The 21,621-nt window shown below is 37.2% G+C and carries 23 protein-coding genes; 11 read left to right on the top strand and 12 right to left on the bottom strand.

What is annotated here, in order from left to right; translation table 11 throughout:
• The first annotated feature begins 400 nt into the window (after positions 1-400).
• The 4 genes from H592_RS0112515 to H592_RS0112500 all read left to right on the top strand — a co-directional run bounded on the left by H592_RS0112515 (position 401) and on the right by H592_RS0112500 (position 3,906).
• Positions 401-631 carry a hypothetical protein gene (locus H592_RS0112515; RefSeq protein ID WP_028869062.1) on the top strand — a complete coding sequence of 77 codons (231 nt, stop codon included), beginning with the start codon at positions 401-403 and terminating at the stop codon, positions 629-631.
• Between the two features lie 487 nt (positions 632-1,118).
• Positions 1,119-1,799, top strand: a complete 681-nt coding sequence (locus tag H592_RS0112510; protein WP_028869061.1) for a hypothetical protein — start codon at positions 1,119-1,121, stop codon at positions 1,797-1,799.
• A 545-nt stretch (positions 1,800-2,344) separates the two neighbouring features.
• A complete protein-coding gene (locus H592_RS0112505) occupies positions 2,345-2,911 on the top strand; it encodes a DNA-3-methyladenine glycosylase I (RefSeq protein WP_028869060.1) in 567 nt (188 codons plus the stop codon).
• A gap of 215 nt (positions 2,912-3,126) precedes the next feature.
• On the top strand, positions 3,127-3,906 hold the full coding sequence (locus tag H592_RS0112500) for a siderophore-interacting protein (protein WP_037071812.1): 780 nt from the start codon (positions 3,127-3,129) through the stop codon (positions 3,904-3,906).
• 52 nt (positions 3,907-3,958) lie between these two features.
• Here the strand turns inward: H592_RS0112500 and H592_RS0112495 are convergent, their stop codons facing one another.
• Together H592_RS0112495 and H592_RS0112490 are read right to left on the bottom strand one after the other, a co-directional pair.
• Positions 3,959-4,231: an Rdx family protein gene (locus H592_RS0112495; protein ID WP_028869058.1), complete on the bottom strand. Its 273-nt coding sequence runs from the start codon at positions 4,229-4,231 to the stop codon at positions 3,959-3,961.
• Positions 4,232-4,243: 12 nt separating this feature from the next.
• The gene (locus H592_RS0112490) at positions 4,244-4,630 is read right to left on the bottom strand and encodes a SirB2 family protein (RefSeq protein ID WP_028869057.1); all 387 of its coding nucleotides are present in this window, start codon (positions 4,628-4,630) and stop codon (positions 4,244-4,246) included.
• A 166-nt stretch (positions 4,631-4,796) separates the two neighbouring features.
• On the opposite strand from H592_RS0112490, the gene H592_RS0112485 reads away from it, so the two are divergent.
• Positions 4,797-5,273, top strand: a complete 477-nt coding sequence (locus H592_RS0112485) for an NYN domain-containing protein (protein ID WP_028869056.1) — start codon at positions 4,797-4,799, stop codon at positions 5,271-5,273.
• Positions 5,274-5,506: 233 nt separating this feature from the next.
• Positions 5,507-5,854: a NirD/YgiW/YdeI family stress tolerance protein gene (locus tag H592_RS0112480; protein ID WP_028869055.1), complete on the top strand. Its 348-nt coding sequence runs from the start codon at positions 5,507-5,509 to the stop codon at positions 5,852-5,854.
• Between the two features lie 300 nt (positions 5,855-6,154).
• Here the strand turns inward: H592_RS0112480 and hemB are convergent, their stop codons facing one another.
• From hemB to ubiE, 8 genes are all read right to left on the bottom strand, one after another.
• On the bottom strand, positions 6,155-7,174 hold the full coding sequence (gene hemB, locus H592_RS0112475; RefSeq protein ID WP_182691666.1) for a porphobilinogen synthase: 1,020 nt from the start codon (positions 7,172-7,174) through the stop codon (positions 6,155-6,157).
• Between the two features lie 83 nt (positions 7,175-7,257).
• A complete protein-coding gene (locus tag H592_RS0112470; protein WP_028869053.1) occupies positions 7,258-8,040 on the bottom strand; it encodes a TatD family hydrolase in 783 nt (260 codons plus the stop codon).
• 5 nt (positions 8,041-8,045) lie between these two features.
• A complete protein-coding gene (gene tatC, locus H592_RS22275) occupies positions 8,046-8,840 on the bottom strand; it encodes a twin-arginine translocase subunit TatC (protein ID WP_037071745.1) in 795 nt (264 codons plus the stop codon).
• Between the two features lie 3 nt (positions 8,841-8,843).
• Entirely contained in the window at positions 8,844-9,368 is a 525-nt protein-coding gene (gene tatB / locus H592_RS23685; protein WP_084296276.1) for a Sec-independent protein translocase protein TatB, read from the bottom strand.
• Positions 9,369-9,582: 214 nt separating this feature from the next.
• A complete protein-coding gene (gene tatA, locus H592_RS0112455) occupies positions 9,583-9,807 on the bottom strand; it encodes a twin-arginine translocase TatA/TatE family subunit (RefSeq protein WP_028869052.1) in 225 nt (74 codons plus the stop codon).
• A 95-nt stretch (positions 9,808-9,902) separates the two neighbouring features.
• A complete protein-coding gene (gene ubiB, locus H592_RS0112450; protein ID WP_037071743.1) occupies positions 9,903-11,543 on the bottom strand; it encodes a ubiquinone biosynthesis regulatory protein kinase UbiB in 1,641 nt (546 codons plus the stop codon).
• Positions 11,544-11,583: 40 nt separating this feature from the next.
• Positions 11,584-12,189, bottom strand: a complete 606-nt coding sequence (locus tag H592_RS0112445; protein WP_028869050.1) for a ubiquinone biosynthesis accessory factor UbiJ — start codon at positions 12,187-12,189, stop codon at positions 11,584-11,586.
• Positions 12,190-12,246: 57 nt separating this feature from the next.
• Positions 12,247-13,002, bottom strand: coding sequence for a bifunctional demethylmenaquinone methyltransferase/2-methoxy-6-polyprenyl-1,4-benzoquinol methylase UbiE (gene ubiE / locus H592_RS0112440; RefSeq protein ID WP_028869049.1), 756 nt, complete (start codon positions 13,000-13,002; stop codon positions 12,247-12,249).
• Positions 13,003-13,506: 504 nt separating this feature from the next.
• Between ubiE and pgi the strand changes: the two genes are divergently transcribed.
• Positions 13,507-15,159 (top strand): glucose-6-phosphate isomerase, encoded by a 1,653-nt coding sequence (pgi, locus tag H592_RS0112430; RefSeq protein ID WP_028869048.1) that lies wholly within the window; start codon positions 13,507-13,509, stop codon positions 15,157-15,159.
• Between the two features lie 226 nt (positions 15,160-15,385).
• On the top strand, positions 15,386-16,390 hold the full coding sequence (locus H592_RS0112425) for an NAD-dependent epimerase (RefSeq protein ID WP_028869047.1): 1,005 nt from the start codon (positions 15,386-15,388) through the stop codon (positions 16,388-16,390).
• Positions 16,391-16,536: 146 nt separating this feature from the next.
• Here the strand turns inward: H592_RS0112425 and H592_RS0112420 are convergent, their stop codons facing one another.
• Positions 16,537-17,586, bottom strand: coding sequence for a glycosyltransferase family 9 protein (locus H592_RS0112420; protein WP_028869046.1), 1,050 nt, complete (start codon positions 17,584-17,586; stop codon positions 16,537-16,539).
• A 37-nt stretch (positions 17,587-17,623) separates the two neighbouring features.
• Here H592_RS0112420 and H592_RS0112415 point away from each other — a divergent pair, with 37 nt between their 5' ends.
• Positions 17,624-18,331 (top strand): 3-deoxy-D-manno-octulosonic acid kinase, encoded by a 708-nt coding sequence (locus tag H592_RS0112415; RefSeq protein WP_028869045.1) that lies wholly within the window; start codon positions 17,624-17,626, stop codon positions 18,329-18,331.
• A gap of 19 nt (positions 18,332-18,350) precedes the next feature.
• Here H592_RS0112415 and waaA read toward each other — a convergent pair whose 3' ends face one another.
• Positions 18,351-19,640, bottom strand: coding sequence for a lipid IV(A) 3-deoxy-D-manno-octulosonic acid transferase (waaA, locus tag H592_RS0112410; protein WP_028869044.1), 1,290 nt, complete (start codon positions 19,638-19,640; stop codon positions 18,351-18,353).
• A 104-nt stretch (positions 19,641-19,744) separates the two neighbouring features.
• Between waaA and H592_RS0112405 the strand changes: the two genes are divergently transcribed.
• Positions 19,745-20,794, top strand: coding sequence for a CDP-glycerol glycerophosphotransferase family protein (locus H592_RS0112405; protein ID WP_028869043.1), 1,050 nt, complete (start codon positions 19,745-19,747; stop codon positions 20,792-20,794).
• Positions 20,794-21,567: a glycosyltransferase family 2 protein gene (locus H592_RS0112400; protein WP_037071739.1), complete on the top strand. Its 774-nt coding sequence runs from the start codon at positions 20,794-20,796 to the stop codon at positions 21,565-21,567. The genes H592_RS0112405 and H592_RS0112400 overlap by 1 nt, the downstream gene beginning before the upstream one ends.
• Positions 21,568-21,621: the final 54 nt, after the last annotated feature.

Genomic DNA, 21,621 nt, shown 5'->3' with positions numbered 1-21,621 from the left:
TTCAGTAGAGGATTACTGGAGTGATAATAGGGGCTTTTTTGTATCTGTTATTTGAGTTTTGTAGTTTTTGGCTCGTTCCCATTGTCCTTGTAGGAATGCATATTATTTGGTTCGATTGAATTTTTGATAATATTTTTGATTCATTATTCTAGCTAGGTTTTGAGTGATAGCTCGTCTGCGCTCGTCGGATTATTTTGACTTTTGTAGGCAGTATTTTCGCCCTGTCGGCGACCAAACTTTCTTTTATCAGAAAAGAAAGTAGGCAAAGAAACTGACACTGAGTCACTTTCTAATCCAATCTATTAACACATTTTAAACGTACCGTTTCGGACGTGCATCCATGCACTAGCCTCAACTAACCCAAACATCCTGTTTGGTTTTACTAAAATGAGTTAATAGCTTGGGAAAGTTCAACAGTGGTGTTGTCGTAGCCACATTGAGTTTCGTAGTTTATTCACTTATTGATATTGTTGATTTCAATGAATGGTTGTCCAACACTTTCACACACGAGAAGAAAATTAAGAAGCCAAAAGCGCCAAAAATTCCACATAAAGATGGCGTTCGTTCAGGTGCAAGAACGGGCAGTGCTAAGAAACAAAACGGCCCAAGAAATAATTTTGTAGGCGGTTAGAAGATTAGATTTTTAGTTACGCAAAAATTTAGCGTAATTTAAGCTCTTATTATTTTTTCAGTAGAGAATTACTGGAGTGATAATAGGGGCTTTTTTGTATCTGCTATTTGAGTTTTGTAGTTTTCGCTCGTTCCCATTATCCCTGTGGGAATGCATATTATTGGCTTGTTTAGCTCGTCTGCGCTCGTCGGATCATTTTGACTTTTGTAGGCAGTATTTTCGCCCTGTCGGCGACTCTACTTTCTCTGTGCCAGCAGAGAAAGTAAGCAAAGAGACTGGCACCGAATCCCTTTCTAATTCAAGCAATGTAGAACTTTCTCAACGCACCAGCTCATACGACACGTCCGTATGCCGGATGAACTTACAGCAAACGTCCTGTTTGCTGTTGCTGAAAGTTATTTATCGCTTGGGAAAGTTCAACGATAGGGTTATCGCAGCCGTGCATTGAGCTGAGCATCGAATTTTTAGAAAATTAAAGGTGAATCGTATGAGTTTTCATACCGATATGAAATTGGCATCAATATCAATCGAAATACATGCTTTAAAGGATGGTTTTGAATTGATTAAATCAACATTAGATAAGTTAAAGGCTAGTGAAAAAGATAAGTTAGAAAAAGCACTTAGAAGCAGTCAAATTTTAGATGAAGATGAACTTATAGATCTACATCAAGAGCTTTATCAAAAAGTGGATATATTTTATCCTCGCTTATTTTGGGGGCCTTATTTAATCACTATATTTTCAGTTTTTGAAAGTTGTACGCAAGAACTAACAGAATATATTCGAGAACATAAATGCTGTAAGTTGAAACTTGATGACTTAAATGGAAGCTTACTTGAAAAATTAAAACTATATTACTCATCAGTTTTAGATAATAACTACTTTATTGATAATCCTTCTTGGAAGACTCTTACTGATTTATGTAAAGTTAGGAATTGCTTTGCTCACAGTAATGGTCGATTTAGTATATTAAAACCAAATAAGCATGAAAAACCTATTTTAAAGTTAGTCAGTCAAAAAATTGGTATTAAAGAGTTCTCTGGTGTTGTTGTTATTGATTCAGATTTCGTTAGTAGATGTTTAGAGTCTGTATCTAACGTTATTGAAGACCTTAAAATATTATATATAAATCTGCACGATGATAAAATTGAGTGCAGTAGATCAACTTAAGTAAAATATGTAAGCTCGCTTCGTGCTCGAACGTGGCATATGAGGGGGCGCTGTTTTTTATTTTTTGCTACAGAAGAAATAGATTAAAAACAAAAGTATGGGGCATCCAATAGTTGAAGTTTGCTATATCAATTAGTTACGATAAAGCTTAGGTCAATGTGGCTACATCCATTCCCACCGTTGAGCTTTCCCAAACAATAGATTCATTTTAGTAAAACCAAACAGGATGTTTGGGTTAGTTGAGGCTAGTGCATGGATGCACGTCCGAAACGGTACGTTTAAAATGAAGGAATTGATTGGGATTAAAAAGCGAGTTGGTGCCAGTTCTCTTTGCTTACTTTCTCTACTGGTTTAGAGAAAGTAAAGTCGCCGACAGGGCGAAACCACTGCAATTAATAATTAAATGATCCGACGAGCGAAGACGAGTTTAAAACTAATAATAACCTTCCAAGTAAAAATCAAACCAACTCAAAGCTAGCCAAATCTTTACCTTTTCATTACTGTATATAAACAAACCCAACAGACTCAATAGGTCATCATTACAAATGAACGAAACAAAAAAATGCCATTGGGCTTTAAAAACCAAACTTGAAGAAAACTACCACGACACCGAATGGGGCGTACCTGTCTATGACGATACAAAACTATTTGAAGCACTTTCTTTAGAACTGTGTCAGTCGGGATTAAGCTGGCATACCATCTTAAACAAACGTGAAGGCTACCGCGCTGCCTTTAATCAGTTTGATCTTAAAAGCGTGGCTGCGTTTGATGATGCAAAAATTGAAGAGTTACTTTTAGATGCAGGTATTGTTCGACACCGAGCTAAAATATCGGCGATTATTAATAATGCGCAGTGCATTTTGAATGTGCAACAAGAGTACGGCAGTTTTTCTGACTATATCTGGCAATTTACTGACAACAAAACCATCGTTGGTAATTGGAAATCAAAAGAAGAAGTGCCTGCATCAACGGAGTTATCTGTCCAGATAAGTAAAGACATGAAGAAAAAAGGTTTCAAGTTTTTAGGGCCAACAACCACTTACGCCTTTATGCAATCTGTTGGTTTAATTAATGATCATACAACAGACTGTTTTCGTTTTGATGCTCACTAATACATTTAAAAATCTCTATGTTCGACAGAACTAAATTATTACCGCCAATCACCAAAATGATCCGATGGTCGCAGGCGAGCCAAGCTAAAAACTATTTATTTTTAATCAAAAAATAAGAATACATTTCGTTGCCAAACTTTTATTTATAATGATAATCTAAGCTTAAATCTAAATGAAAACTATTATCGAGTGTTGAAATGGTATCAAGTAAACAAATGTCAAAACCACAGTCTAAGCCTAAACCTAAAAAATCGATTGTTATTAAAACAGAAAAAATATCAGCCAATATGCAACGTGTGACACTTCATGCTGATGAGTTTGCTGATTTCCCTGAACACTGTGAAGGAAGTTATATAAAACTTCTTTTTAGTGCCGAGGGAAGCACGGATCCAAGCGCGCTTGCAGAAGGCGAACGACCTGTTATGCGTACTTATACCATTGCTGAATTTTCTCGAAGCGAATGTACCATTGATGTGGATTTTGTTCGCCATGAAACGTCCGACTCTGGCTGTGGTTTTGCTGCGCGTTGGGCTATGAATGCGGTGGTTGGCGATAATATTTATGTTGGCGGTCCTGGTCTTATTCTCGATATTAATAGCGATGCCGATTGGTTCTTTGCTGTGGCAGACATGACTGCGTTACCTGCGCTATCTGCAAAAATTCGCAATTTACCTAAAGACGCCAAAGGGTATGCTGTAATCAAAGTAATTGAACATGATGATATTCGATCAATTGATGCGCCTGAAAATATTCAGGTTATGTGGTTGTTAGAGAATGAATCACTTATTGAACAAGTGAAGGTGTTACCTTGGTTGTCGGGCAAAGTGTCGGTTTGGGTTGCTTGTGAATTTGACGATATGCGTGCATTACGTGGTTATTTCCGTAATGAAAAAGAAGTTGAGAAAGACAATATCTATATCAGCAGTTATTGGAAATCAGGTATTACTGAAGATGGACATAAAGTGATTAAAAGAGAAGATGCCGAGGCGAACTAACTTTTATTAACCACTTTATTAGGTAGTAATAACGCGAAAGGTGTTATTACTGCTACTTTCTATCGATACAGCCTAAATTTCTATCGGGCGCGACAATATCTCTCACCAATTTTTTAAGTTCGGCTATTTCAGGAAATCCGCCCATTTCTTTGCGCGACCAGATAAGCTGTTCGTTTACCGTGATTTCAAAAATACCGCCCGTTCTCGGTAGTAATGAGAGTTCATCAACTTCATCTTCAAAAGTACTTAATACCTCTTGAGCCATCCAGCTAGCGCGTAATAACCAACGACACTTTGAACAATATTTAATTTCTATTTTATTCATATGAGTATTCCCTTAGCCTAATAAAATGGTTTGCTTCAATATTGCTATTTTTACTGCAATTAATACCCATCCTATGGCGAAAATTGTACTTAATATTTGTGTTGGTAAAGTCGAAGCGCGATAAAGGGCAATGTAAGCCAAAATGATATAGGCGATAAGGCAGAATACTTTTTCAGTTAACCAGTTATCGAGTAGTGGCGACTGATGAATGATAAAGCAAAGCATAATAGCTGAGATTAATAAGAAGGTATCAACAATCCTTGCTAACATTTTAGCCCATTTTTGTTGATGAATTGGTTTATTGATAAACATTAAAGCAGCACGAATAATAAAAAATAGCACACTAAAAGCCACTAGCGTTATATGCAGGTGTTTAATTGGTAGGTAAAAATTTTCCATGAAAATTATCCAAAATAAGAGGGTAATGTACTTTACGCGTTTTATTCAAGAATGTTAATTTCAATTAACGGTATCGTCTTTTTACTTAATCACACAATAAGCTTGCTGAAACGATTGAAAAGCTTCATATTCTATTCATTAGCTTATCGAATCTAGGTCATTTTCAATGAAAAAAATTGCAGTTTTTGCTGACGTTCAAAACATTTATTACACTACTCGCCAAGCTTATGGCAAACAATTTAATTATCGTAAATTATGGCAAACCATCTCAGAGCAAGGCGAAATTGTGTGCGCATTTGCTTATGCCATTGACCGTGGAGATAACCAACAACAAAAGTTTCAAGAGGTGTTAAAACATATTGGTTTTCACGTTAAGCTTAAACCTTATATACAACGCAGCGATGGCACTGCTAAAGGTGATTGGGATGTGGGTATCACTATTGATGTGATGGAAGTTGCAGCTTCCGTTGATACTGTCATTCTATTAACGGGTGACGGTGATTTTGCTATTTTGTTAGAGAAAGTAAAGGATGTCTATCAAGTCACAACAGAAGCCTACGGCGTACCGAAGTTAACCGCTAAAGCATTAATAGATGCCTGTAGCGTATTTAATCCTATTGGAAATGAATATTTATTGAACTGAGCGAAACTCGAGCAAACCCAACTGACCATTACAAACTTCATCTAACTTCGTCTTTAAATTTAACTTGAACGATCATTAATTTCATTAGTCAGAAATAATGAGCGCTTTAATCAATCGTTAACTTTATCTTTAAACACTTGTTTAAGTAGTATTTTTTTAGTTAATAAAGTCAATGGGATTAAAGGCTACATTCACTTTTTATACGAATCTAGATTTTAAAAAAGAGGGTATTTATGTTTAAAGGTTTAATCGTTGTTGTATTCACAAGTTTATTTTCTCTTAGCACTTTTGCTGCATTCGTTGGGCCAGGAGCAACATCAATACAGACTGTTACTGTAAAGGAATCCATTGAGTTAGCGGATGATAGCAAAGTAGCCTTACAAGGCTCGCTAGTCAAACAAACCTCTGCTGAGCATTATTTATTCAAAGATCAAAGCGGTGAGGTGATGGTTGAAATAGATCCCGAAGATTTTCCTCATGTGACAGTAACACCTGAGGATAAAGTTCGTATTACAGGTGAAGTGGATAGTGATTGGTCTGAAACTAAGATTGATGTCGAATATTTAGAGCTTCTTAAATAATACCAACTCTGCTAACTAACCGATCAATCTTACTGGTTAAAAGGAACTATTTTCGCGTTAAAAGTTCTGTAAATGGAACAACCATTTACAGAAAATTTTGCCTTAAACTAGATCCTTTTTCCTGCGTAATATTTGATCATTAAATTAACGGAATTAGCATAACGTTTTATAAGCTACAAAAATGCCGCTTTATTAATGCGGCATTTTTATATGTGTCGATAAACGCTTAAGCAATTAACTCGCTAAGCAATTAACTCACTAGGCAGCAAAGTAAGTAACCAAACAACGGTAGTTAAGTTGTTATAACTGCTTAATTTGATCTTCTTTCAACCACTGAGCTACCTGCTTTGCAAAGTAGGTTAAAATTCCGTTCGCCCCTGCGCGCTTAAAGCATAATAAAGATTCTAAAACACATTCTCTTTCTTTTAACCAACCGTTATCAATAGCGGCCTTATGCATCGCATATTCACCACTTACTTGATAAGCAAATGTTGGTACTTTTAATTCAGTTTTAACGCGGCGTACAATATCTAAATAAGGCATACCTGGTTTAACCATCACCATATCTGCACCTTCTTGAATATCTAAGGCAACTTCATGGATCGCCTCATCACTGTTTGCTGGGTCCATTTGGTAAGTAAATTTGTTAGCACCTTTTAAGTTACCTGCACTGCCGACTGCATCTCGAAAAGGGCCGTAATAAGTAGATGCATATTTTGCGCTGTAGGCCATGATTTGAGTGTTAATAAAACCTGCATTTTCAAGGGCTTCACGGATTGCACCGATTCGGCCATCCATCATATCTGATGGTGCAACAATGTCAGCACCGGCTTGGGCGTGTGAAAGGGCTTGTTTTACTAAAATTTCAGTCGTGATGTCATTTAATACATAACCTTCACTATCGATGATGCCATCTTGTCCATGTGTGGTGAAAGGGTCTAAAGCAACGTCGGTGATCACTCCTAGCTCTGGGCAAGCATCTTTAATGCGTCTTACTGCACGTTGCGCTAGTCCATTCTCGTTATAGGCTTCTTCCGCCATTTCTGTCTTAATTTCACTCGGAGTGACCGGGAAAAGTGCGACAGCAGGAATGCCTAATGCGGCTAATTCTTTGACTTCAATTTCTAATAAGTCGATTGATAAGCGCTCGATACCTGGCATTGAAGGAATTGTTTCTCGGCGATTGGTGCCTTCAACAACAAACATAGGGTAAATCAAATCGTCTACAGTGAGGCGGTTTTCTTGTACTAAACGACGTGAAAAATCGTGTTTACGTAATCTACGTAAACGACGAGCAGGAAAGCTTTGAGAAACGGTCATAATAATTCCTGTAGCCTTTTAAAGCTGTCTATTTTAGGGACTGAATAATGAGTAAAAATAGAGGCTTAATAAAAAGCGAAAAGTTAAGTTAAGTTAAAAAAAGAGCGGGTTGTTTGTTCTGTGTTATCGATAAAGTATTGTAACTCTTGCTGACGAGCATTCGCAATGACCTTGGCAATATAGGGTAAGTACTTTGGCTCGTTTCGACTAGATTTCGGCTTAGGGCGCATTGAACGAGGCAATAAATAGGGGCTATCTGTTTCAATCATTAACCGATTATCTGGTATCAGTTTTACTAGTTCAAGTAAGTGTTGTCCTCTGCGTTCATCGCATATCCAGCCGGTTATACCAATATGTAAATCAAGTGCTAAACAACGTTCTAGCTCTTCTTGATTACCGGTAAAGCAATGCAATACCGCATTCGGTAATTGCTTGATATAAGGCTTTAGTAACTCTACAAAACGCTGGTTTGCGTCTCGTTCATGCATGAACACAGGTAATTGACATTCAACGGCAAGCTCTAGCTGTTGTAGAAATGCTTTTTCTTGCTCTGCTGGTGTTGAAAAGTTGCGGTTAAAGTCTAATCCACACTCTCCAATAGCTTTCACCTGTGGCTGCGCAGCTAGCTTTTTCAGCTGAACTAAGCTGTGTTCAGTAAAGTGGCTAGCATCGTGTGGATGAATGCCTGCAGTACTATAGATAAAGTCAGGGTAGGTCTTTGCTAAGCTAAGTGCTTGCTCACTTTCTGTGATATTAGTGCCGGTTACAATAAGTTGTTTTACACCTACTTGTTTGGCGTTGTTAATCACCGACTCTAGATCTTTGTCAAAGCGCTTATTGGTTAAATTAATACCGATATCAATCATAACGGTTAATCACTCTGTTTTGATTGTTTGTGAATTGTATTTTCTACCTCTTCATCATCTTCTGGTTTTTTTACATAAAAACGAGCAAACAATAATCCCAATTCAAATAAAATCAACATAGGTACGGCTAAGAGTGTTTGTGAAATTACATCGGGCGGAGTTAATAACATGCCAAAGACAAACGCGGCGACCACAATGTAAGGGCGTTTTGCTCTTAACGCTTCGGGTGTTGTCGCGCCTGTCCAACATAAAACTAAAGTGGCAACGGGTATTTCAAAGGCTAAACCAAAGGCAAAAAACAGTTTTAATACAAAGTCTAAGTAACTACTTATATCGGTGGCAATTGTTACGCCTTCAGGAGCGGTGCTAGTAAAGAAGGAGAAAGCCAAAGGAAATACCACATAATACGCAAACACCATGCCTAGATAAAATAAAAGCGCACTACTGATCACTAAGGGGGCAATAAGTCGGCGCTCATGCTTATATAAGCCGGGGGCAATAAAAGCCCATACTTGGTGCAAAATAGCGGGTATTGCGACAAAAATAGATAATACGATAGTTAGTTTAATCGGTGTAAAAAAGGGCGTGGCAACCCCTGTTGCAATCATGCTTGAGCCAATAGGTAATTGGCTAGTCAGTGGAATAGCAATATAGTGATAAATATCGTTAGCAAAATAAACCATGCTAAAAAATATCACCAATACCACGATCACCACTTTCAGAATGCGATCTCTTAACTCTAAAAGGTGAGTAATTAATGGCAAGCTATGTTGCGTTTGATCTGACGATTGCTCGCTCATTAGTTATTTATCCTGCTGAGAAACGTGGCTTGAAGATGAGTGGACTGATTGCTCTGCTTCAGTTGCTGGCGATCTAGTCGCTGAACTTTTATCAAATCTATTATCTGAAGGAGAGTGTTGTGATTGTAGACTCTGTTCCGTGGTTTTATCTTGTGCTTGCTCTATAGCCGGATTTTTAGAGTCGAGGCTTTCTTTTTTAGTTGGGGGTTGTGCATTGATTAAGTCATCTACATTATTTTTGTAGGGATGGGTTAATTCGCTGACACTATTTTTCATTTCATCAATGGAAGCTTTTAAATCAGGATCTAGTTTATCCAGCCCTTGTTTGCTGGCTTTGATCATATTTTCATTCATTTCATGTAATTCAAGCTCTTGTGAAATCTCATTTTTCACTGAATTAGCCATACTTTTGGCCGTATTGACCCATTTCATTACCGTACGAATGGCAATAGGTAAGCGTTGTGGGCCTAATACTACTAATCCAATTATAGAGATCAACATGATCTCCCAAAAGCCAATATCAAACATTAATTAAAGTACCTTTTACTGAGCAATTTAGCGGCTGTAATACTCTTACAGACTGACTTGCATGACTGAGTCATTTTGATTAATCACCGAACGCATTGCCAGTTAGCAAACATATTATCTATCGTTAAACACATCATCTATCACACAAAACAGGAACAATGATTAGATGATAAGTCCATTAAACAGCGACAGAGAAGCATCGGAGATTAATCTTTTAGTCACTTTTTTCTGTTTCAGTTTTCTTCTGCTCAGATTTTAAATTTGCATCCGGTTTTTTTTCTAACTCAGTCGGTGTTGAGTCTTCGTCTTTAATCGCTTTTTTAAATCCTTTGATTGCACCACCAAGATCACCACCAATACCGCGTAATTTTTTTGTGCCAAATAAAACAATAACAATCACAGCAATAATAATTAACTGCCAAATTCCGATACCGCCCATAATCTATTTCCTATATGTAATGATGTTGTTAAAAATAAAGTGATTAAAAATAATACAAATTATTCAATAGCCTTTCTTATCGGCTATCGAACATATTAAAGCTTGTTGCTAAAACGCCACGCAATTACCCATGATATTACTGCGGGTAAGGCAAAATACAAGTTAAACCTACCCTCTGATTGTAAATAGAAAAGTGCAGTGATGATACTCAACGTGATCGCCAGTGATGTTATCACTTGGTTTTTGTTATTTTTTTGTTGCTGATCATTAAAGCGTTGCATTAATAGTTGCTGCTGTTGTTGGATCTGTTTGCTTTGCGCTAAATTGTGATAAACCAACTCTGGAATATCAGGCAATTTTTCTAACCAGAACGGCGCTTTTAATTTAATTTTATTGAGCAGTGTTTTAGGACTTACCTGTTCACGCATCCAGTTTTCTAAGAAAGGTTTTGCAGTATCCCATAAATCCAGTTGTGGATATAACTGACGACCTAATCCTTCGATATAAAGTAAAGTTTTTTGCAATAACACGAGTTGTGGCTGTACTTGCATGTTGAAGCGTCGAGCTGTATTAAACAGATTGATTAGTACTTGAGCAAATGAAATCTCTGATAGCGGTTTTTCAAAAATAGGTTCGCAGACGGCGCGAATGGCAAATTCAAACTCTTCTACAGGTGTGTCAGCAGGTACCCAACCAGAATCAATATGCAGTTGTGCAACTTGTCTGTAATCACGATTAAAGAAAGCTAAGAAATTCTCTGCCAAATAGCGTTTATCTTCATTGGTTAATGTCCCAACAATGCCGCAATCTATGCCTATCCACAAAGGATCTTCTGGATGTTCGTAGGAAACAAATACATTACCTGGGTGCATATCCGCATGAAAAAAACTGTCTCTAAATACCTGGGTAAAGAAAGCTTCAACACCGCGCTCCGCTAGTAATTTAAGATCAGTGTTTTGTGCTTTTAATGCCTCAATATCTGAAACGGGAATACCATAGATTCGTTCCATTACTAATGCATCTTTAGTGCAGTAGTCGGAATATATTTCAGGAACGTATAATACTTTAGAATTTAGAAAGTTCCGTCTCAATTGAATGGCATTGGCACCTTCGCGCATTAAATCCAATTCATCAATAATCGTTTTTTCGTATTCTTTGATCACTTCAACAGGGCGCAGGCGTCTTGCATCCTTAACAAAACGCTGCACTAAGGCAGCTAACCATTTCATTAATTGAATGTCAGCGGCAATAGTTTTTTTAATGCCAGGGCGAGTCACTTTAATGACTACTTCTCTGCCATCTTCTTTTAAAATAGCCGTATGAACTTGGGCGATAGAAGCTGAAGCTAATGCGACTTTATCAAAGTCATCAAAAATCTCATCGATTGGACGCTGAAAGGATTTTTCTATTTGCTTTATTGCTAAGTCACCACAAAAAGCAGGGACATTATCTTGTAAATGCGCCAGTTGATCTGCATAAATTGGGGCTAACAAATCACGACGAGTTGATAACATTTGTCCTAATTTTATGTAGATAGGCCCTAGAGATTGTAAGCTTAAACGTAAGCGTTCAGGTAAATCCATGTCTTGATGTTGATTTCGTAACCAAAATAAACACAAACGTAATAACCAATAACTCTTAGGTATTTGCGCTTTTGGAACTAATTCAATTAAACCGTACTCAATAAAGGTCTTATTAATTTGGTACAAACGCGATAATTCTTTTATTTTAATCATCTATCTTCCAGCTAACTTGTTAGCATATGGTTAATTTGCTCTATTTATTGGTGTACTGGTTTAACTTTAACAACAGTTTATCCGCTTGCTTATCTAGCGTTTTTACTTGTTCACAAAAATAGGCAACCTCTAAGCCACTAGGGGCAAGTTTAACCTCTTCGGTAATATAGAGCGCCGTTTGTGTTTCTATATTCATTAACTGTTGCTGAACACTCTGCTGAATTTTTTTGGCGTGGTAACAAAACTTATGAGCAATCACATCTCCGACTTTATGCGATAAGTGCTCTTCCCAATCTATCTCCATATCTGTTAATAGTTGTGCAAACTGTTGCACTAATTGAATATCGCCTTCAACTTCTAATTGTCCAGTTTTAATCAAGTGAGTTAATTGATGATTATCTTGTAATTTAGGTAACGCACTAGCACTGACGCGAATAAAGCAATCAGGATCGCCGGAGAACTTATTGAGTATATCAATTTGTTGCGATGAGATAACAAAATACAAAGGGAAATTAAGCTCTTTTAAACTAACGCCAATAATAGTGCCATTAAGTTGTTTCCGTTTTATGACAGCGCTGCTATCTAATTGATGTAATTGATTTACACCTGTTTCTAATAAACCGCAAAGCAAGTTATTTAATGGCATATTGAGTCTCGTTGTAAAAGGGTTTCATCTGTTATTACATTGTCTCGAATAACACGCTTAATATTTATAACCACGGTGTAAAGCCACAATACCTGCGCTTAAATTAAAGTATTCAGTCCCTTCAAATCCGACATTTTCCATCATCTCTTTTAGCTCTTCCTGACCCGGATGCATACGAATACTTTCAGCAAGATATTGGTAACTTTCGCTATCATTCGCAATCAATTTACCTAATTTTGGCAGAATATTAAAAGAATAGAAGTCATAGAATTTTTTAACCGGAGTGTAAATAGGTTTTGAAAACTCTAACACTAATAAACGACCACCTGGTTTTAAAACTCGGTAGATAGAGGCGAGTGCTTTGTCTTTATCCGTCACATTACGTAATCCAAAAGCAATGGTAATCAAATCAAAATGATTATCAGGGAAGGGTAGTTCTTCTGCATTTGCTTGCACATAACTGACATTGCCTTCAATGCCCATGTCGCGTAACTTTGTACGGCCAACTTTCAGCATAGAATCGTTAATATCAGCTAAAACCACATCACCTTTAGGACCCACAATACGAGAAAATTTTGCTGTTAAATCGCCAGTGCCGCCTGCTAGGTCTAATACTTTTTGGCCTTGACGGACACCAGAGCAATCAATAGTAAAACGTTTCCAAATGCGATGAATACCCATTGATAACACATCGTTCATAATGTCATATTTAGCAGCAACAGAATGGAATACGTCTGCAACTAGTTCCACTTTCTTATCTTCTTCAACGGTTTTAAAACCAAAGTGAGTCGTGTTGTCTGGCTTTTCTTGCATGGTTATCTCTTTACCTTAAGGATAAAATTATTGGGTATTATGTTCAAACTACCTGAAGATATTGAGTTCAGCAAGGCGCAAGCTAATACAGTTGTAATAAAGGCAGTTTGATTTCTTTATTTAAAATCAATGTCTTTAAATTTCTAATGTCTGTACTTTTGTATTGCGGTTTTACAAAAAGCTAAATCTACATCTTCTGTCATTCAAGTATAAATATGCCACTATGATAGCAATTTTCCTTTGTAATTGGATCTTTATTGTTTGCTCTTTTATTGATTTAAGTAGCTTATTTTCTTTTGTTTTTAATGTTACGCTTTATCACCGAAATACTGTGAATTTGCCGATATTATCAAATTAAAAGAATAACTAATTACCTTGGCAGTACGCCATCTTCAGTGCTTTTGCATGCTAGTTATAAATATTACAGGACTCTGTGCCGCTTTGATTTACTGATAAGCACACGTGAGTAGATACAATTTAATATCATAAACTTGGGAACTCCATATGTTGAAAAATATACAACCTACACAAACCGCTGCTTGGTCGACTTTACAAAATTTATTTGATGATCATGCTGAGATGCAAATATCTCAATTATTTGCTGAAAATCCAGAACGCTTTGAAACATTTTCTCGTCAATTTAATGAAGACTTTTTGCTCGATTTCTCTAAAAACTTAATAACAGAAGAGATACTAGCTAGCTTAATTGATCTTGCAAAAGAAGTAGATTTAGCGTCGGCTATCAAAGCGCAGTTTTCTGGTGAAAAAATAAATATTACAGAAGGTCGTGCTGTTTTACATACGGCATTACGTAACCGCAGTAATACGCCGGTGATGGTTGATGGCGAAGATGTGATGCCTAAAATCAACCAAGTGTTAGCACAAATGAAAACATTTTGTGAAAAAGTGCATTCTGGTGAGTGGTTGGGTTATACCGGTAAACGTATTACTGACGTGGTAAATATAGGTATTGGTGGATCTGATTTAGGTCCATTCATGGTCACTGAGGCATTACGTCCTTACAAAGTAGAAGGTATTGAAACTCATTTTGTATCCAATGTTGATGGTACGCATATTGTTGAAACGTTAACAAAAGTAGACCCAGAAACGACGTTATTTTTAATCGCGTCTAAAACCTTTACTACACAGGAAACTATGACCAATGCGCATAGTGCGCGTGATTGGTTCTTAAACTTTGCGCAAGACGAAGCGTTTGTTGCTAAGCACTTTGCTGCGTTATCAACCAATGCGGATGCCGTCACTGAATTTGGTATTGATACTGCAAATATGTTTGAGTTTTGGGATTGGGTTGGCGGTCGTTACTCAATTTGGTCTGCGATTGGTTTATCAATTGCATTAACCATTGGCTTTGAAAATTACGAAGAGTTACTGGCTGGTGCTCACGAAATGGATAAACATTTTGCCAATACCGAATTTGAAAATAATATTCCTGTGTTATTAGCTGTGATTGGGATTTGGTACAACAATTTCTATGGTGCTGAGTCAGAAGCTATTCTACCTTATGACCAATATATGCATCGTTTCCCTGCTTATTTCCAACAGGGTAATATGGAGTCTAACGGTAAATGTACAGACCGTAACGGTGACCCAGTTGATTACCAAACAGGCCCAATTATCTGGGGTGAGCCTGGCACTAATGGCCAACATGCTTTTTATCAATTGATTCACCAAGGTACTAAATTAATTCCTTGTGACTTCATTGCTCCAGCTGTGAGCCATAATCCTGCTGGCGATCACCATGCTAAATTATTATCTAACTTCTTTGCTCAAACCGAAGCATTAGCTTTTGGTAAAAGTAAAATGCAAGTGGAATCTGAATTTACTGCTGCGGGTAAGTCTGCTGAAGAAGTTGCTGACTTAGTCCCTTATAAAGTATTTGAAGGTAATAAACCAACTAACTCTATTCTCGTGAAAAAAATCACACCAAGTACACTTGGTCAGTTGATTGCAATGTATGAGCAAAAGATTTTCACTCAAGGGATTATCTGGAATATCTTTACTTTTGATCAATGGGGTGTTGAGTTAGGGAAGCAATTAGCAGGGCAAATTTTACCTGAGTTGAGTAATGACGATAGTGTTGATAGCCACGATTGTTCAACTAATGGGTTAATAAATGCATGGAAAGCTTGGAAATAATTGTAAATAGTATTTAGTTTTAGTTTTACTTTTACTTTTACTTTTAATTCCCACTTCCATCTAAAGCGGCGAATGCTATCAGGTTTCTGGTTTCATTCGCCGCTTTTTACTTTATTGTCTTTTCATTAGATTGATTTACTCAGCATTGATAAATCACTACTATAGCTGCATTGTCTGAGCTAGCTGAATTAGCTAATGTAAAAATGACCAACATTTAGGAGTTAATATGAAATATCTTGTAACGGGTGCCGCTGGCTTTATTGGTAGTGTTGTTGTTGAGCGCTTGACCGCAGCGGGGCATCAGGTAATTGGTATTGACAATATTAATGATTATTACGATGTCGCATTAAAAGAAGCGAGACTACAACGTATTGAGCATGCACTGTTTGAGTTTATTAAATTAGATCTCGCCGATCGTGAAGGCATTAAAGCTTTATTTGCACAGCAGCAATTTGACCGAGTGATACATTTAGGCGCACAAGCAGGCGTTCGCTACTCTATTGAAAATCCACTTGCTTACGCTGATAGTAACCTAGTGGGCCATGTTAATATTCTTGAAGGGTGTCGTCACAACAAAGTTGGACACTTAATTTATGCTTCTTCAAGTTCTGTTTATGGTCTGAATGCTAAAGTCCCTTTCTCTACTAACGATTCGGTTGACCATCCCATTTCTCTTTATGCAGCCACTAAAAAATCAAATGAATTAATGGCGCATACCTACTCCCATCTTTACAATATTCCAACCACAGGGTTACGTTTCTTTACTGTTTATGGTCCTTGGGGACGCCCAGATATGGCCCCGTTTATCTTCACTAAAAAGATTTTAGAAGGTGAAACCATCGATATTAATAATAACGGCGATATGTGGCGTGATTTTACTTATATCGACGATATTGTTGAAGGTGTTATTCGTATTGCAGATGTTGAACCTGTTAAAAGTCCTGAATGGACTGTTGAAGCTGGCAGCCCTGCAACAAGCTCTGCACCTTATGCGGTTTATAATATTGGCCACGGCTCTCCAATTAGTTTGATGGACTTTGTACAGGCGATCGAAAGTGAGCTAGGTATTGAGGCTAAGAAAAACTTCCGTGAAATGCAAGCGGGTGATGTCTACCAAACCTACGCTGATACCAGTGATTTGTTTAAGGCAATCGGTTACACGCCAGCGGTTACTGTTAAAGAAGGTGTTGCCGAATTTGTGAAATGGTATAAAGAATTTTACCAAAAATAACTTAATAACTTTGCCAGCCGAGCTATAAGCTGCGTAGCTAACATTTAAATGATGAAATATTAGGGCTAATTGTATTAGCCCTTTTTTATTACTTAAGCATCAATGCTAAATTGCTCTCAGTACAAAAGTGGGTATGTTTGGCTGCGTTAAAACAACGAGTCGGTTGATTTATTAAACTGCTCTATCACTTGGCCTGTACTAATATCCTGCATAATATGTTCGCCCTTAGCACGCGCACTCCAAGGTAAGTCTTGTAACGGTTTTTTATGTTGCTCTTGTACATGTTTTTCATAAACGCTAACCACACTATCCTTACTTAGGTAAGGGCCTGTCCGTTTAGAATTACTATGGCCGTATAAACCTATCACCCGTGTTCCTTGTGTTGTTGCTATATGAGCCGGGCCAGAGTCTGGGGCTAATACTAGTGCCGCTTCTTTTAATACGGCAGTTAATTGTTTTAATGATGTTTTACCAATCAGATTAATGACCGGATGGTGCATTTTTCTCTCTATTGCTTCACCGAGTTTTTGTTCTCTTGGGGTTGGTGAACCGCATAACACGACTTCAAATCCTGTTTTAGCTGCATAGTCTGCGACTACTGCATAGCGAGGAATTAACCAGTTGCGTTCATCTTTACTGGCTGCAGGGCTGATCACAAACAAAGGTCGGTTTAAATGACTAACTTGATTTGCAAATTCAATGTCTGCATCGCTAAGTGGAATATTCCAAGTCGGTGTTGTTTTATCAATGCCTAGAAAATAAGCAAACTCAAAAAAGCTATCTAATACATGTTGTGAGGCCGTATCTGGGATTTTTTTATTGGTAAATAACCATTGTCCTTCTTTGGCGCGTTTACGGTTAAATCCCACTTTGTATTTTGCTTTAATACCGAGTGTTAGTGCACTTGCTCGCAGTGCTAATTGCATATGCAATAAGGCATCAAATTTTCTACCAGACAGTTGCTTCCAAATTGCTCTCATCCCCGTAAAACCGGTTTTTTTATCGAATACGATCACCTCTACATCGGGTAAGTCATGCAACAACTGTGCTTCAATTTTACCCATGATCCACGTTATTTTAGTGGTCGGCCATTGTTTTTGAATTGCTTGCACCATCGCAACAGCATGGCATACATCACCAATAGCAGAGAGACGTAGTAGACAGATAGATTTTGGTGCAGTTGTAAATAGAGGCATGTTAATATCTTATCTTTAAAGTAAATGGAATTGAGTCATGTTAAAAACTGTTGAGCAGAATAAACTATATATCGTGTTTGATGATAGCTTAATTAGCGATGATATTGAACGTTGTTTTGATGCTCAATTTTGGCTTAAACAAGATAAAGTAGTCGGCTCTGCAACAGGGCGAGGAACAACATGGTTTGTGCAATTGGCAAAAATGCAAGCCGCACTGCGTCATTATCGACGGGGTGGCTTATTTGGAAAGATAATATCAGACCATTATTTATTTAATGGCTGGCAAAAAACACGTTCAGTGGCTGAATTTCATTTGTTACAAACGTTAAAGCAGCACGATGTGAATGTTCCTAAACCTATTGCAGCGCGGGTTATTAAAAGAAACTTTTGTTATCAAGCGGATCTACTGTCAGAAAAAATACCAAATGCACAGGATTTAGTGGCGGTGTTACAACAACGCCAATTAACTGAAGTGGAATATAACGCGATTGCGATACAAATAAAAAAAATGCATCAAGCTCAGGTAAATCATACGGATTTAAACATTCATAATATTCTTTTAGATAATGATGGAAAAGCTTGGATCATTGATTTTGATAAATGTTATCAGCAACAGGGTGAAGCTTGGAAAGAAGCAAATTTACAACGCTTATTAAGATCCTTTAATAAAGAGCTTAATAAGCGTCAGATAAAATGGACTCAGGATGATTGGCTTTGCTTGTTTAACGCTTATCAACAAGCCTAATTTATTTAGTTTGCATTGCTTATTTAGTTTGTATCGCGCCTTTAGTTTGCATCGCATCGATAGTTTTCTGCAATGCGCCTTGATTTTTTTGTACAAAACTAAACGCAATTTCGCCTTGCTCAAGACGAATTTTTTTATTATCAAATAATTGCATCAAAGAGTCAGTTATTTCACTACTATCTTTGCAGATCGTACAAGCACCAAGCTCGACTAACTGCTCGGTTATTTGTTTAAAGTTAAAATAGCTTGGACCATTTAAAATTGGCTTTTTAAGCGCTGCGGCCTCTAATAAATTATGTCCGCCCACTTTATCCCCAATTAAACTGCCGGCGATAAAACAAACATCAGCGGCTCCTAATAAAACCATCATCTCGCCCATCGAGTCACCTAAGTAGAGTTGTGTATCGTCAGTAATTGCTTGTTGACTACTACGAGTAATCACTGACAAACCAGTCTGCTCTACTAGTGTTTGCACCGATAAAAAGCGCTCTGGATGACGAGGGACTAGGATTAATAATGCATTAGGTTTCTTCGATAACAGCTGCTGATGAGCTTTTATAAGTTGTTCATCTTCACCTTTATGCGTGCTGGCAGCTACCCAGACTTCTCGCTCTTGCCCTATAGAATGACGCAATAATGAAGCTTGCGTTAATTGTTCGTGATTTACCTTGATATCAAACTTAATAGAGCCGGTCACGCTGACTTGCTGTTCTTTTAACCCTAAATTCACAAAACGCTGTGCATCTTGTTTTGTTTGCGCCAAAATAAAATTAATGTTTTTAAGCAATAAACTGAAAACGAAAGGAAATTTTTTATAGCGAGCTTCAGAGCGTGCAGAAAGACGGGCATTAATAATGGTGACCGGAATGTTATTTAACTGACAACAATGTAAGGTATTTGGCCACAGTTCTGTTTCCATAATAAACAGCGCTTGCGGTTGAATAGCGCTAATAAATCCATTAACTGTAAATGAAAAGTCGACAGGCATATAACGGTGTTCAACTAACTCACCAAGTTTTTCTGCTTCTGCCGCACCTGTGCTGGTGGTTGTCGTGATTATAATTGACGCGCTTGGGTTTTGTTTTTTGAATGTTTTTATTAAAGGCGTAACAGCTAATACCTCTCCAACAGAAACCGCATGGATCCAGAACGGCGCATTTGTCGCATGCTGTAACCGAGGTGTAAATCCAAAGTGTTCCTTCCAACGTTGACCAAATTTAGGCTTGTTAGGTTTTGATTTATAAAGAGAATAAAGAAAAAGTGGGGAGGCTATCATAAGCACAAAACTATAAAACCATCGAAGAATCATTGTTACCCCTAACTGTTCAAGTAAAAATATATATCATATATAAATTCCACGATATAATCATCGATACTTAACGATTTGTTTTATTATTACGGAATATGCTGCGTATGCCTTCTCAAAAATATTTAATGTACATTTCTCAAAATTATTCCTACGCAATGCTCCGTCCGATCCAGTCTGAAATCCTCGCTAGAGGTGGTAGTGTTAAGTGGTTTTTAGAAGGCAAGGAAGTTTCTGATAAGTATTTATTAAACGATGAAATTCAATTAAATACAGTTGAAGAAGTGAATCAGTGGGGGGCCGATTTTGTTTTAGTGCCTGGCAATGTCGTACCTAGTTTCATTAAAGGGATCAAGGTGGGGTTATTTCATGGTTTTAACTCTGGCAAGCGAGGTAATGATGCACATTTTAAAATTCGTCAGTGTTTTGATATGTATTGTACTCAAGGCCCAAATACGACACAAAGATTTTTAAAATTATCAGAGCAATACCAAACCTTTACCGTTAAAGAAACGGGCTGGGCAATGCTCGATCCTCTATTTACAGCGGTTGAAAAAAATCCGTATCGTATTCAAGCAGATAACCGTCCGACAATTTTACTTTGTTCAACTTTTTCGGCAGAAACGTCGTATGCGGATGAATTGTTTCCTACTATTAAAAAATTAAGCCAATCACCTGAGTATCGTTGGTTGGTGCAATTTCATCCGAAAATGTCAGCTGATATCGTAGAAAAATATAAAGCAATACAGAACGAAAATTTGCAATTTGTTGAAACAGATGATGTTATTCCTCTATTACAAGCTGCTGATCTAATGATATGTGATACTTCGTCGATTATGATCATGTTCTTATTACAAAAAAAGCCTGTCATTGCCTACAAAAATAAAACAACAAATGACAGTTTTATCCATATAGATAATGCAAGTGATCTTGATAAAACTATCGTACAGGCCTTAAATAGTTCTGAGCAACTTTTAAATAAAATTGACCTGTATTGCTCGCAAACACACCCTTATAGTGATGGTCAATCAAGCAAAAGAGTCGTAGAGGCTTGTGAACGGTTGAAAAAAGAAGGGATTGAAAATATAAAACCTAAACCGTTAAATCTAATTCGGCAGTTAAAGCTACGCAAAAAATTAAAATATTGGAAAATATGATGAGTGTAAAAAAACATAGTTTATCAGTGATTGTTATTACTAAAAATGAAGCAGATAGGATCTCTCGTTGTCTAGAGTCAGTTAAAAATGTTGCAGATGAAATTATCGTCTTAGATAGTGGTTCAACTGATGATACTGTTGCTATCTGTCAACAATATACTGAACATGTGTTCGTGACGGATTGGCCTGGTTTTGGTAAACAAAAACAAAGGGCGTTAGATAAAGCAACCTGTGATTGGGTGTTATCAATTGATGCAGATGAAGCGTTGGATGAAAAAATGCAAGCTGAGCTATCTAAGTTACTTGCACAGCCGACTATTCAACATGATGCCTATAAACTTCCTTGGGGCGTCACTATCCATGGTAAAACCTTAAAATACGGACGAAGTGCTCGTGCTGTTTTACGTTTATTTAAAAGAGAAGGTGCTGAGTTTTCTTTGGATGAAGTGCATGAAAAAGTGATTCCAGTCGGTACCAACTTTGGGAAAATGAAAGGCATTTTATTACATTACACCCATCGTGATTTTAAACATGGGTTAGATAAATCAGCCAATTATGCTTGGTTAGGCTCACAAAAATATTTTCGTAAAGGTAAAAAATCACATGGTTTGTTGTTAGCTTTATTAAGATCCATGTGGGTATTTTTTCATATTTATGTATTAAGGCTGGGTATGTTAGATGGCAGTATCGGATTTTTAGTCGCAATGCGTTATGCTCATGGTAATTTTAATAAATATGCAGGTTTGTGGTTACTTGAGAACGACCGAAGTTGATAGACATTTAATTACTTTTAGGCATGATTTACGAAGTATATAAATTAAGATACT

It is taken from the genome of Psychromonas arctica DSM 14288, from assembly GCF_000482725.1.
GTDB lineage: Bacteria > Pseudomonadota > Gammaproteobacteria > Enterobacterales > Psychromonadaceae > Psychromonas > Psychromonas arctica.
This window is presented reverse-complemented; position numbering and strand designations above follow the sequence as displayed.

Bases quoted from the DNA above. Each gene is read 5' to 3' on its own strand.
- H592_RS0112510 (WP_028869061.1), top strand. From the start codon at position 1,119: ATGAGTTTTCATACCGATATGAAATTGGCATCAATATCAATCGAAATA.
- H592_RS0112505 (WP_028869060.1), top strand. From the start codon at position 2,345: ATGAACGAAACAAAAAAATGCCATTGGGCTTTAAAAACCAAACTTGAA.
- H592_RS0112500 (WP_037071812.1), top strand. From the start codon at position 3,127: ATGTCAAAACCACAGTCTAAGCCTAAACCTAAAAAATCGATTGTTATT.
- H592_RS0112495 (WP_028869058.1), bottom strand. From the start codon at position 4,231: ATGAATAAAATAGAAATTAAATATTGTTCAAAGTGTCGTTGGTTATTA.
- H592_RS0112490 (WP_028869057.1), bottom strand. From the start codon at position 4,630: ATGGAAAATTTTTACCTACCAATTAAACACCTGCATATAACGCTAGTG.
- H592_RS0112485 (WP_028869056.1), top strand. From the start codon at position 4,797: ATGAAAAAAATTGCAGTTTTTGCTGACGTTCAAAACATTTATTACACT.
- H592_RS0112480 (WP_028869055.1), top strand. From the start codon at position 5,507: ATGTTTAAAGGTTTAATCGTTGTTGTATTCACAAGTTTATTTTCTCTT.
- hemB (WP_182691666.1), bottom strand. From the start codon at position 7,174: ATGACCGTTTCTCAAAGCTTTCCTGCTCGTCGTTTACGTAGATTACGT.
- H592_RS0112470 (WP_028869053.1), bottom strand. From the start codon at position 8,040: ATGATTGATATCGGTATTAATTTAACCAATAAGCGCTTTGACAAAGAT.
- tatC (WP_037071745.1), bottom strand. From the start codon at position 8,840: ATGAGCGAGCAATCGTCAGATCAAACGCAACATAGCTTGCCATTAATT.
- tatB (WP_084296276.1), bottom strand. From the start codon at position 9,368: ATGTTTGATATTGGCTTTTGGGAGATCATGTTGATCTCTATAATTGGA.
- tatA (WP_028869052.1), bottom strand. From the start codon at position 9,807: ATGGGCGGTATCGGAATTTGGCAGTTAATTATTATTGCTGTGATTGTT.
- ubiB (WP_037071743.1), bottom strand. From the start codon at position 11,543: ATGATTAAAATAAAAGAATTATCGCGTTTGTACCAAATTAATAAGACC.
- H592_RS0112445 (WP_028869050.1), bottom strand. From the start codon at position 12,189: ATGCCATTAAATAACTTGCTTTGCGGTTTATTAGAAACAGGTGTAAAT.
- ubiE (WP_028869049.1), bottom strand. From the start codon at position 13,002: ATGCAAGAAAAGCCAGACAACACGACTCACTTTGGTTTTAAAACCGTT.
- pgi (WP_028869048.1), top strand. From the start codon at position 13,507: ATGTTGAAAAATATACAACCTACACAAACCGCTGCTTGGTCGACTTTA.
- H592_RS0112425 (WP_028869047.1), top strand. From the start codon at position 15,386: ATGAAATATCTTGTAACGGGTGCCGCTGGCTTTATTGGTAGTGTTGTT.
- H592_RS0112420 (WP_028869046.1), bottom strand. From the start codon at position 17,586: ATGCCTCTATTTACAACTGCACCAAAATCTATCTGTCTACTACGTCTC.
- H592_RS0112415 (WP_028869045.1), top strand. From the start codon at position 17,624: ATGTTAAAAACTGTTGAGCAGAATAAACTATATATCGTGTTTGATGAT.
- waaA (WP_028869044.1), bottom strand. From the start codon at position 19,640: ATGATTCTTCGATGGTTTTATAGTTTTGTGCTTATGATAGCCTCCCCA.
- H592_RS0112405 (WP_028869043.1), top strand. From the start codon at position 19,745: ATGCCTTCTCAAAAATATTTAATGTACATTTCTCAAAATTATTCCTAC.
- H592_RS0112400 (WP_037071739.1), top strand. From the start codon at position 20,794: ATGAGTGTAAAAAAACATAGTTTATCAGTGATTGTTATTACTAAAAAT.